This window comes from Brevibacterium linens, from assembly GCF_003999335.1.
Taxonomy (GTDB): Bacteria; Actinomycetota; Actinomycetes; order Actinomycetales; family Brevibacteriaceae; genus Brevibacterium; species Brevibacterium linens.
Genome location: NZ_CP026734.1, coordinates 1,749,182 through 1,760,660 on the forward strand (window position 1 = coordinate 1,749,182; position 11,479 = coordinate 1,760,660).

The window sequence follows — 11,479 nt, forward strand, 5'->3', positions numbered from 1 at the left end:
AACGAGCGTCCTGATCGCTGCGTTCTCAGTAGAACCGGACGGGTGGACCCGTCATCGTCTGAGTCAATGAGCGATCCGCGGATCGACCCGAACCGGTCGGAGCGCGGATAAGCGAGGTGGTACCGCGGCAGACTGTCGTCCTCGTGACAGTGACCGCAGTGACCCCGAAGGACGCTCATGACCCAGCCTCTCTATCCCAAGGTTTCGACCTCGACGTTCGGACTCTCCAGCTCCCCGAACTTCCCTGCCATCGAAGACGCCGTGCTGCGCTATTGGCAGGAGGACGACACCTTCAAGGCATCGATCGCCCAGCGCGACGCCGGTGTCAACGGCGAGAACGAATTCGTCTTCTACGACGGACCTCCCTTCGCCAACGGTCTGCCGCACTACGGTCACCTGCTCACCGGATACGTCAAAGACGTCGTCCCGCGCTTCCAGACGATGCGGGGCAAGAAAGTCGACCGTCGGTTCGGCTGGGACACTCACGGCCTGCCTGCCGAGCTCGAAGCCGAACGTCAGCTGGGCATCACCGATAAGTCCGAGATCGGCCGCATGGGTCTGGCCGCCTTCAATGACGCCTGCCGGTCCTCAGTGCTGCGCTACACCCAGGAATGGGAAGAGTACGTGACCCGGCAAGGTCGGTGGGTCGACTTCGACAACGACTACAAGACGCTCAATGTCGAATACATGGAAAGCGTCATCTGGGCGTTCAAGCAGCTGTGGGACAAGGGCCTCGTCTACGAGGGCTATCGCGTGCTTCCCTACTGCTGGAAGGACGAGACGCCGCTGTCGAACCATGAGCTGCGCATGGACGATGACGTGTACAAGATGCGTCAGGATCCGGCCGTGACCATCGGCTACAAGCTCAAGGACTCCGACGAATGGGTCCTCATCTGGACCACGACGCCATGGACCGTTCCGTCGAACCAGGCAGTGGCCGTCAACCCGGAGATCCCGCTCGTCGCGGTCGTGCCCGGAGAAGACGGAGCAGAAGAGCTCCAGGGCAAGACGCTCATCCTCGCCGAGGCGCGGCTCGGCGCCTATGCCCGTGAGCTCGGTGCCGAACCGCAGGTCCTGCGCACCTTCCCCGGCAGCGAACTCGTCGGCGCCGCCTATGAACCTGCCTTCCCCTACTTCGAGGGCCGACAGGACGAATTCGGCGAGAAGATGCATACGATCCTTGCTGCGGACTTCGTCACCGTCGACGACGGCACCGGAATCGTCCACCAGTCGCCGGCCTTCGGTGAAGAGGACAAAGAGCTCACCGACTCCTACGGAATCACCGCCGCCCGCCCCGTCGACGACGCCGGTCGCTTCGACACGACCGTCGCTGACTACGCCGGGCAGCAGGTCTTCGACGCGAACAAGGCGATCATCAAGGACCTGCGCAACCACACCGGGCCGATGGAATCGCGGAATGCGCTGTTGGTCCGCCACGAGTCCTATGAGCACTCCTACCCGCACTGCTGGCGCTGCCGGAACCCGCTGATCTACCGTGCCGTGTCGTCCTGGTTCGTCCGCGTCACCGAGTTCAAGGACCGCATGGTCGAACTCAACGAACAGATCAACTGGGTGCCCGACAACGTCAAGCACGGACAGTTCGGCAAATGGCTCGAAAACGCCCGCGACTGGTCGATCTCGCGCAACCGCTTCTGGGGTTCGCCGATCCCCGTGTGGATCTCCTCCGACCCGGCCTACCCACGCACCGACGTCTACGGATCTCTGGCCGAGATCGAAGCGGACTTCGGCCGACTGCCGCGCAACGATTCCGGCGAGGTCGACCTTCACCGCCCGTGGGTCGACGACCTCACCCGCCCGAACCCGGACGACCCCACGGGCAAGTCTGTGATGCAGCGCATCCCGGAGATCTTCGACGTGTGGTTCGACTCCGGATCGATGAGCTACGCCCAGGTGCACTACCCGTTCGAGAACTCCGAATGGTTCGACAACCATTTCCCGGCCGACTTCATCGTCGAATACGTGGGGCAGACGCGCGGCTGGTTCTACCTGCTGCACGTGCTGGCCACAGCGATCTTCGACCGTCCCGCCTTCACGAACTGCATCTCCCACGGCATCGTCTTGGGCTCCGACGGGCAGAAGATGTCGAAGTCTCTGCGCAACTACCCCGATGTCAACGAAGTCTTCAATCGCGACGGCTCGGATGCCATGCGCTGGTTCCTCATGGCCTCGTCGATCCTGCGCGGCGGCAATCTCGTCGTCACCGAGCAGGGCATCCGCGACGGTGTCCGCCAGGTCGTGCTGCCGCTGTGGAACACGTGGCAGTTCTTCGCCACCTACTCCAACGCCGCCGACGGCCCGGCGGGGGAGAAGACCGGCTACCAGGCACAGACGCGCTATGACTCCAGCCAGGTCCTCGACCGGTATCTGCTGGCCAAGACGCACGACCTCATCACCGAATTCGCCGAGGCGATGGACGGCCTGGACATCTGGGCGGCATGCGAACTCGTCCGCAGCTACCTCGACATGCTCACGAACTGGTATGTGCGCCGTTCGCGCCGCCGGTTCTGGGACGGCGGTGCCGACACGCATGAGTCCTTCGACGTGTTCTACACCTGCCTGGAGGCATTCTGCCGGGTCGCTGCACCCCTGCTGCCGTTCACGGTCGAAGAGATCTACCGCGGACTGACCGGTCAGCGGTCGGTGCACTTGGCCGACTATCCCGACGCCGATGTCTTCCCCGCCGACGCCGACCTCGTCGCGGCCATGGATCTCACCCGCGATATCTGCTCAACGGCTTCCTCGGTGCGCAAGGCCAATCAGCTGCGCGTGCGCCTGCCGCTGTCGCAGCTGACCGTCGCCACCGACTCGGACCTGAACTCCGACTTCACCGAGATCATCGCCGATGAGCTCAATGTGCGCACCGTCGAGGTCCTCGACGTCGCCGAGGCGGAAGCCGCCGGATTCTCCCTGTCGCAGAATCTCGTCGTCAACGCCCGTGCCGCGGGACCCCGTCTGGGCAAGCAGGTCCAGCAGGTCATCAGGGCCTCGAAGACCGGCGATTGGTCCGTTGCCGACGGCACCGTGGTCAGCGGCGGAATCGAACTCGTCGACGGCGAGTACACCCTCGAATCCGTCGCCGAATCCGGCACCGAAGGCATGGAACTCGCAGCTCTCGACTCCGGCTTCCTCGCCCTCGACACCCGGGTCACCCCGGAGCTCGAGGCCGAAGGCATGGCCCGGGACGCCGTGCGTGCCATCCAGGGCATCCGCAAGCAGCTCGACCTCGACATCTCCGACCGGATCGCCGTCACCGTCGAAGCGGGCTCCGAGGCGGTCGCCGCCCTCGAACCCCACGCGGACCTCATCGCCGGTGAGACACTGACGACTTCGCTGACCTTCGGTCCGGTCGAGTCCGACGCCGAGGTATTCAGTCCCGAAGAGCTTCCCGGCGGCACCCGTCTGGCGGTGAAGCGCGCATGAGCGACGACGACACCTCAGCCGAGGATCCGCTGGCTGCAGCCGAGGAGCTGCTGGCCGCTGTCGAAGGTCCGCAGTACGGGGACGAAACGGATCCGGAACCTCTGCCCGAACCGGTCGTCGATGAGGCCACTCGCGCGGAACTCGCCCGGGTCTACGCTCTGCTGTTGGCCCGGGCGGGGGAGACCCAGGTCGAACTTCGCCTCGACGCGACCCGGCGGGCGTGTGAGATCCTCGGCGATATCCACACCGCGGCCCCGACGATCACGATCACGGGAACCAACGGGAAGACCTCGACGGCGCGGATGATCGATTCGCTGGTCACCGCACACGAGCTCCGCGTCGGCCGGTTCACCAGCCCTCACCTGCATTCGGTGACGGAACGGATCTCCGTGGACGGTGCCCCCGTGTCCGTTCACACCTTCGTGCGCATCTACGACGAGATCGCCCCGTATCTCGAGATCGTCGATGCTCAGCTCGAGGCCGAAGGCCGTGCGAGGCTGACCTACTTCGAGGCACTGACCGTGCTGGCCTTCGCCGTCTTCGCCGATGCCCCCGTGGATGTCGTCGTCACCGAGGTCGGCATGGGCGGAGCCTGGGATTCGACGAACGTCGCCGATGCTCAGGTATGCGTCTTCACGAAGATCGGACTCGATCATCAGGCGTTCCTCGGCGACACCATCGAGGAGATCGCCGCAACCAAGGCCGGCATCCTCGATCGCAGCGTCGCAGACGGCCCGGCCCCGGACCCCATCGCCGTGTCTGCCGACCAGGACGAATCCGCCCAGGCCGTCCTCGATGAGGAGGCCGCCCGTCGCGGGGTTCCGTTGGTCACCGAGGACCGGGACTTCCGCCTCCTCGAGCGGCAGCGAGCCGTCGACGGTCAGCTCATCACCGTGCAGGGCCGCAGGGACGTCTACTCCGACCTGTTCCTGCCCCTGCACGGCATCCATCAAGCTCACAATGCCGCGGTCGCGATCGTCGCGGCCGAAGCCTTCCTCGGCGCCGAAGACAAGCCGCTCGACCCGGTCACCGTGGCCGAGGGGCTGGCCCGGGTGACCTCACCGGGCCGTGCCGAACTCGTGCGCACCGGGCCCAGCGTCGTCGTCGACGGCGCCCACAACCCGGATGCCGCGCATGTGCTCGCCGAGACCCTCACCGAGGCGTTCGACTTCGACTACGTCGTCATGGTGCTGGCGATGCTGGCCGACAAGGACAGCGACGGTGTCATCGAAGAGCTTCACCGCAGCGCCGATGTGTTCGTCGTCAGTGAGAATCTCAACTCCCGTTCGCTGCCGGCAGGCGACCTCGCCGAGGCGGTCAGGGAATGGGTCGACGAGGATTCCGTCATCGTCGCCGCCGATCTCAATGCCGCCCTGATGAAGGCCATCGACCTGGCCAACAGCGTCGATGCGAAGAGCCCGGGGATCGTCGTCACCGGTTCCATCTACACCGTGGCCGAGGCTCGTGTGCTCCTCGGACGAGGGGAGGAGCAGTGAAATCGAAGTACCCCGTCCTGTGCGGATCGATCCTCATCTGCGAACTCGTCGTCGTCTACTTCGCCGTGCTCACGACATTCGGCCTGTCGGTGAAGTCTGCGCAGACCCTGACCCTGGCTCAGCTGCTCATCGGAGCCTCGATCGTCGCCGTGCTGGCGATCATCGCCGTCATCCTGCTCCCCCGGCGGATCGGTGAGAGACGCCCCGGCGTGATCATCGGCTGGGTCGTCCAGGGACTGCTGTTGGCCTCCGGCTTCGTGCTCACCTCGATGTTCTTCGTCGCAGCGCTGTTCATCGCACTGTGGGCGGTGGCCGTCTACTGGTCGGCGCGCATCGATCGTGAGGTCGCAGCGCGGGGCTGACCTGTCAGGGCGCCGAGGCGAGCACCGCCGGGGCGCCCGGGTAGACTGTGCACCGACGTCCACACGCAATCGGAAGGACCGGAATGGAACGTACGCTCATCCTCATCAAGCCCGACGGAGTCGCTCGCGGTCTCGTCGGACAGATCGTGACCCGAATCGAAGCCAAGGGCTATGCGATCGACGCCTTGGATCTCCGTTCGGCCACTGCCGCCGAACTGGCAGCACACTATGCCGAGCACGAAGGCAAGCCCTTCTACCAGCCGCTCGTCGACTTCATGTCCGAGGGCCCGATCGTCTCGATCATCGCCTCCGGACAGGGCGTCATCCCCGGCTTCCGGTCGCTGGCGGGCGCCACCGACCCGACGGCTGCGGCTCCCGGCACGATCCGCGGCGACCTCGGCCGCGACTGGGGTGAGAAGGTGCAGAAGAATCTCGTCCATGGATCAGATTCCACCGAATCGGCCGAACGCGAGATCGGGATCTGGTACCCGGCCGAAGTCTGACGGTTCGCAGCACATCGCACACGGCCGCAGTCCGGCCCGCACCGGTCGGATGCGGTGAGGGCGCCCCACCACTTGGTGGGGCGCCTTCGCTGATTCCGCAGCTCGAGAACAGGACGGCGACTGCCGGCTCGGATCACGATCACGTTCGCGGTATCAGAGCAGATTGGAGAAGAACGCCCAGAACTGCACGACGATGCACGCGAAGATGATGAGCATCCACAGCACGGACAGGGCGATGTTCTCCTTGGCCAGAACTCTCAGCACGGCATTGTCGGCGGCTCGACGGCCGAAGGCTCCGGTGAGCAGATTGCGGGCGGTGACGGCCATGAACATCGGAATCGTCACGGTCCACACGATGATGCACCACGGGCAGCCGACGCCGATCTTGTAGATCGAGATGTAGAACAGGAACATCACCAACGCGACGCCGCAGGCCAAACCGATGTTCAGGCCGACCATCACCCAACGGGGCAGGCGGGTTCCGGACAGGATGAGCACACCGAGCAGCAACGGGAAGACGAAGGCCGCGATGCCCATGAGCTGATTGGGAAAGCCCAGGAGCTCTGCTTCGGCGTGCTCCATGACCGAACCGCAGGAGAAGAACGGGTTGAGATCGCAGGAGAGCACGACGTTCGGATTCGCCAGCTTCTCGTACTTCTCCGCCGACAGAGAGAACGAGGCGAGGAAGCCGATGACGGAGGCGATGATGAGGAAGATCCCGAACGGAGCGGATCTGAGCACCCACGACGAGGCGGTATCGGCGGTTTCGAGGTCATCGGAGCGAGTCAGTGCGGTGTTCACTCCTCAAGAATGCCTGGCCGCGTCCCGCGCGGCAAACCCCGCACCACATGAAACCCCAGAGACAAGGCACTTCTGTGACATAATGGGGAGACGGATACCTGTTCTCACACCGAACAGGAGAAGTGCCTCCACCGAGTCGAGGGTACGACCTCGCAGGTCGACAACAAGATGAGGCAGCACGGAAGGCCTACGCGCTGAGCGCGAGCCTGATGTGCCATCCACAGGTTTCGGTCCATTGCGGACCATGCAAGGATCCGAAGATCCGTACGGTGTGGACGGCGTCTTCGGACTGGGAGATACGATGAACGATACCGACGGTACAGAGTCGACAGATCCGACCGAAAGCATTCTCGCGGACCTCGCGAATCTGCAGCAGACGGTCAGTGCCAAGAACGCCGAGCACGAGGATGTCGACGACACCGTGCGCGCACGCCTCGATGACATCGCCGAGGCGGCCGAATCGCTACGCATCGGCGATGCCGACGACGCCGATGAGGACGAGCCCGCCCCCCGCCGAGGCAGCCCGAAGTCAGCACGTGACGCGGTGGCCAATCGGGGGCTCGTCTTCGAGGAATTCGTCCGAGGTGACTCGGACGACGACAGCGACGACGATTCCGATCACGATTCCGATGACAGCGCAGGCTTTGACAACGGGAACTCCGACCGCGCACCGGAGACTGCTCAGGCGGCGCCGAGCTTCGACCCGCGCAATCCCTTCGCGGCACCTGCGCCGCCGGCTGCCGCACCCGAACCCCGCACCCCCCCTGCGGCACCCTACGACGGCGGTCTGATCTTTCAGGTGCCGAAGGCCGAACACGCTGAGGTCGTCACGATCGAGGACGACTCCGACGACTGGGACGATTCCCGCGACTCCGATGACGACGCGTCGTCCTCGCAGGAGAACAGGCAGAACGACAACGACGAGGACGAGTCCGCAGCCGGACCGCGCAGGCGCCGAGGCGGGCGCGGACGTCGCTCGCGCAATCGCGATGACTCACACGACGATTCCGCGGACTCCGCCGACGACGCGAAGGACTCCGCGGACGAGACCTCGGATGCCGCCGACGGGCAGAGTTCGAAGTCGTCGAAGCGAGGAGCACGGTCGAACAGACGCGGTTCGAAGCAGAGCTCCGATGCGGACGGCGATGACTCGCCGTCGAAGTCGGATCACAAGGACTCCGACCACAAAGCCTCCGACGATTCCCATTCGGACGACGACGACGATGACTCCGACTCCGGTTCACGCCGGCGCCGCCGTCGTCGCTCCCGCACACGCAGCACCGACCGCGACGAGGTCACCTCGCTCAAGGGATCGACCCGGCTCGAGGCCAAGCGCCAGCGGCGCAAGGAAGGACGCGAAGCCGGACGTCGTCGTCCCATCATCACCGAGGCCGAGTTCCTCGCCCGGCGTGAGTCCGTCGACCGCACCATGCTGGTGCGGGAGAACGGCGACCAGACACAGCTCGTCGTCGTCGAAGACGGGATCGCGGTCGAGCACTACCTCAAGGAGAACCGGCAACAGTCATCGCTGATCGGCAACGTCTACCTGGGCAAGGTGCAGAACGTGCTGCCGAGCATGGAAGCGGCTTTCATCGACATCGGCAAGGGCCGCAACGCCGTGCTCTATGCCGGCGAAGTCAACTGGGACGCACTCGGCATGGACGGCAAGGCCCGCCGCATCGAAACCGCGCTGAGTCCCGGTGATGCCGTGCTCGTGCAGGTGACGAAGGATCCGGTCGGGCACAAGGGCGCCCGACTGACCGGTCAGATCTCACTGCCCGGGCGTTTCCTCGTCTACGTGCCCGGCAACTCGATGACGGGAATCTCACGGAAGCTGCCCGACAATGAGCGGGCACGCCTGAAGAAGCTGCTCAAACAGCTCGTCGGCGATGCGAACGGCGTCATCGTGCGCACCGCCGCCGAAGGCGCCACGGACACCGATCTCTCACGTGACGTCGATCGTCTCGCCAAGCGATGGGAGACGATCGAGAAGAAGTCGAAGTCGACGAAGGTGCTGGCGCCGCAGCTGCTCTACAGTGAGCCCGACATGATCGTGCGCATCATCCGTGATGTCTTCAACGAGGACTTCAGCTCGCTCGTCATCGACGGCGACAGTGCATGGAACACGATCCACGAATACGTCGAATCGGTGGCCCCGGACCTGCTCGAACGCGTCCACAGCTACAACGAGGACAAGGACATCTTCGACCACTACCGGATCGAAGAGCAGATCCAGAAGGCTCTCCAGCGGACGGTGAATCTGCCCTCGGGAGGGTCGCTCGTCATCGACCGCACAGAAGCGATGACGGTCGTCGACGTCAACACCGGCAAGTTCACCGGATCCGGAGGCAACCTCGAGGAGACGGTGACCCGCAACAACCTCGAAGCCGCCGAGGAGGTCATTCGACAGGTCCGTCTGCGTGACATCGGCGGCATCATCGTCGTCGACTTCATCGACATGGTGCTCGAATCCAACCGGGATCTCGTGGTCCGCCGGCTCGTCGAGTGTCTCGGTCGCGACCGGACGAAGCATCAGGTCGCCGAGGTGACATCGCTGGGTCTCGTGCAGATGACGCGCAAGCGCATCGGCACCGGACTCGCCGAATCCCTGGTCAGCGCCGGTGAGGACCTCACCGGTCGGGGACTGCTGCTGCCCGGATCGGAAGAAGACGGCTCGAAGGCTCATCGCGGCAACCGGTCCAACCACGACAACCGTCGTGATCGGAAGCGTCGGAGCGACTCGGGTTCGAAGACCAAACACGGCGAGTCCGAGTCGACCGAGGAGACCGTGTCATCGGATGCGTCCCGGTCGGCCGTCGCCGCGATCGCGAAGGCCACCCTGAAGAAGGACGACACCGAAGCGACCGAGTCGACGTCGAACGCTCAGACTGCTGACTCGACGAACGGCGACGAGACCGGCAAGTCCCGCTCGCGTTCACGCAGCGGTCGCCGCCGTTCCCGCTCGAACCGCAGCGACGAAGCACAGGAGACGGCGACCGACGAGAAGTCGAGCGCAGAGAAGTCGAGCAGCGGGGAACAGAGCACCGGCGAACCGACGCCGGCTGCCGAACGGAAGCCTGCAGCCGAATCCGAACCGGCCTCCGAAGAGCCGAAGGACCTGCCGTTGATGATCGGCGCGGACAGCGAGACGAAGGTCGCTGCCGCCGCACCGGTCAAGAGCGCTCCGGCGAAGAAGAGCGAACCGGTGAAGAAGTCTCCTGCCCCCAAGCAGGAACAGCTGCCGAGTTCGTTCGTCATCATCGGTCAGGACTGACACCACTGCGTCGTTGAGACAGCAGACGCCCCGTCGACGTCATCCGTCGACGGGGCGCTGTCGTCTTCGGCAGGCGCGGCTCGGGCCGGTCAGTCTGCCGACTGCTGATTGCGGGTGGTGCTGATCGTCGGCTGCGCCGCCTGATCACCGCAGAGAACGATCATCAGGTTCGACACGAGATCGCTGCGTTCGGACTGCCCGAGTCTGACGATCTGACGTCCTTCGATCTCTTCGATCGCCGTCTCCACCATGCCGACGGCGCCTTCGACGATGAGCTGACGAGCCGCAACGACGGCTGTGGCCTGTTGGCGCTGGAGCATGGCACGGGCGATCTCCGGAGCATAGGCCAATTGGGTGATGCGCGATTCGATGACGGTCACGCCCGCGGCCATCACTCTGGCGGCGACCTCATCGGAGAGTCGCGAGGTGATCTCGTCGGCGTTGTCGCGCAGAGACATACGGCGAGGATCCGAGGAATCGTAGGCATAGGAGTTTGCGATGTGCCGAACGGCGGTCTCCGCCTGGATGGCGACGAACTCCTCGAAGTCATCGACCTCGAACATCGCCTGCGCGGTGTCCCTGACCTGCCAGACGACGACGGCGCCGATCTCGATGGGATTGCCGTCGAGATCGTTGACTTTCAGGGTCGAGGTCTCATGATTGCGGATGCGCGTCGAGATCTGGTCCTTCGTGTAGAAGGGATTGACGAATCGCAGTCCCGAACGTCTGACCGTGCCGACGTACTTGCCGTAGAGCTGGAGGACGACGGCATGTCCGGGCGCGACCGAGGTGCATCCCCTGAACAGGAACATCGAGGCGATGAAGCACAGCACGGCGATGACGAAGAGGACGACGCCGACGGCGACCTGGGCGAAGCTCATGACGAAGCCGATGATGCCCATGAGCACAGCGGCGAGGAGCAGGGCGATGGCACCGACGATAGCGAAATAGCCCGAGACCCCGCCGGCCGGCTTCTCGCGCACGCGTTCACCGTCGGGGGAGACGATGCGCGTGGGGGCCGAGTCGGGCTGCCCCGGCCCCGCGGGAGGCCGGCCGGCGTTCGGCGCCTGCACAGATGAGCGTCGGGGTCCGCGGTCCGGTGTCTGCGGTGCGGTGGGTCCAGCGCCGGAACCGGACCCCGGGCCTGAACCGGGACCCTGTTCGAGGTGACGACGACTCCGCCGTGTCGGCGGCAGGGGTGAGCCTTCACCGTGGTGCGGCGGGGCACCGGTGTTCGCCTGAGCTCCGGCGGGCGGACCATACTGTGCCGTCGCCTCCGAACCACCGATCGACGCGGATTGTGCTCCCTGGGATCCATAGTGCCCGTTGGGATTCGTCACTGCCTCCGCACCGGGGTATGCCGCAGGCTGACTGTGCCCGGCTTGGATGTGCGTGCTCGGATCTCCGCTGGGAATCGGCCCGCGATCGGCGGATGAGTTGGGAGACCGCGGCGGCCGCTGGCCTGGTTGCTGAGGGTTCTGAGTCATGGTCCCAGTCTAGCCAGCTGATGAGACACGAATCTCAAATGGCCGCAGAGCCGCCTGTTTCGTAACAGTTCGATAACTGAACGCGTCCCATTAGGTGGAACGCTTGAATGTGACG

Annotated in this window: 7 protein-coding genes; 5 read left to right on the forward strand and 2 right to left on the reverse strand. The window is 64.9% G+C overall.

Annotated elements, in window-relative coordinates:
- Positions 1 to 177: 177 nt before the first annotated feature.
- From ileS to ndk, 4 genes are all read left to right on the forward strand, one after another.
- Complete coding sequence (gene ileS / locus CXR29_RS07880) at positions 178 to 3,441, forward strand: isoleucine--tRNA ligase (RefSeq protein ID WP_101593626.1); 3,264 nt, start codon at positions 178 to 180, stop codon at positions 3,439 to 3,441.
- Positions 3,438 to 4,937 carry a bifunctional folylpolyglutamate synthase/dihydrofolate synthase gene (locus CXR29_RS07885; protein WP_127364288.1) on the forward strand — a complete coding sequence of 500 codons (1,500 nt, stop codon included), beginning with the start codon at positions 3,438 to 3,440 and terminating at the stop codon, positions 4,935 to 4,937. Before ileS ends, CXR29_RS07885 begins: the two co-directional genes overlap by 4 nt.
- Positions 4,934 to 5,299 carry a DUF4233 domain-containing protein gene (locus CXR29_RS07890; protein WP_025776799.1) on the forward strand — a complete coding sequence of 122 codons (366 nt, stop codon included), beginning with the start codon at positions 4,934 to 4,936 and terminating at the stop codon, positions 5,297 to 5,299. Before CXR29_RS07885 ends, CXR29_RS07890 begins: the two co-directional genes overlap by 4 nt.
- 83 nt (positions 5,300 to 5,382) lie before the next feature.
- Positions 5,383 to 5,802, forward strand: a complete 420-nt coding sequence (gene ndk / locus CXR29_RS07895; RefSeq protein WP_101553966.1) for a nucleoside-diphosphate kinase — start codon at positions 5,383 to 5,385, stop codon at positions 5,800 to 5,802.
- Between the two features lie 153 nt (positions 5,803 to 5,955).
- On the opposite strand, the gene CXR29_RS07900 is transcribed toward ndk, so the two are convergent.
- Positions 5,956 to 6,603: a vitamin K epoxide reductase family protein gene (locus CXR29_RS07900; protein ID WP_101593623.1), complete on the reverse strand. Its 648-nt coding sequence runs from the start codon at positions 6,601 to 6,603 to the stop codon at positions 5,956 to 5,958.
- A gap of 301 nt (positions 6,604 to 6,904) precedes the next feature.
- On the opposite strand from CXR29_RS07900, the gene CXR29_RS07905 reads away from it, so the two are divergent.
- Positions 6,905 to 9,877 carry an Rne/Rng family ribonuclease gene (locus CXR29_RS07905; protein WP_241241638.1) on the forward strand — a complete coding sequence of 991 codons (2,973 nt, stop codon included), beginning with the start codon at positions 6,905 to 6,907 and terminating at the stop codon, positions 9,875 to 9,877.
- 89 nt (positions 9,878 to 9,966) lie between these two features.
- On the opposite strand, the gene CXR29_RS07910 is transcribed toward CXR29_RS07905, so the two are convergent.
- Complete coding sequence (locus CXR29_RS07910; protein WP_241241639.1) at positions 9,967 to 11,217, reverse strand: SPFH domain-containing protein; 1,251 nt, start codon at positions 11,215 to 11,217, stop codon at positions 9,967 to 9,969.
- Positions 11,218 to 11,479: the final 262 nt, after the last annotated feature.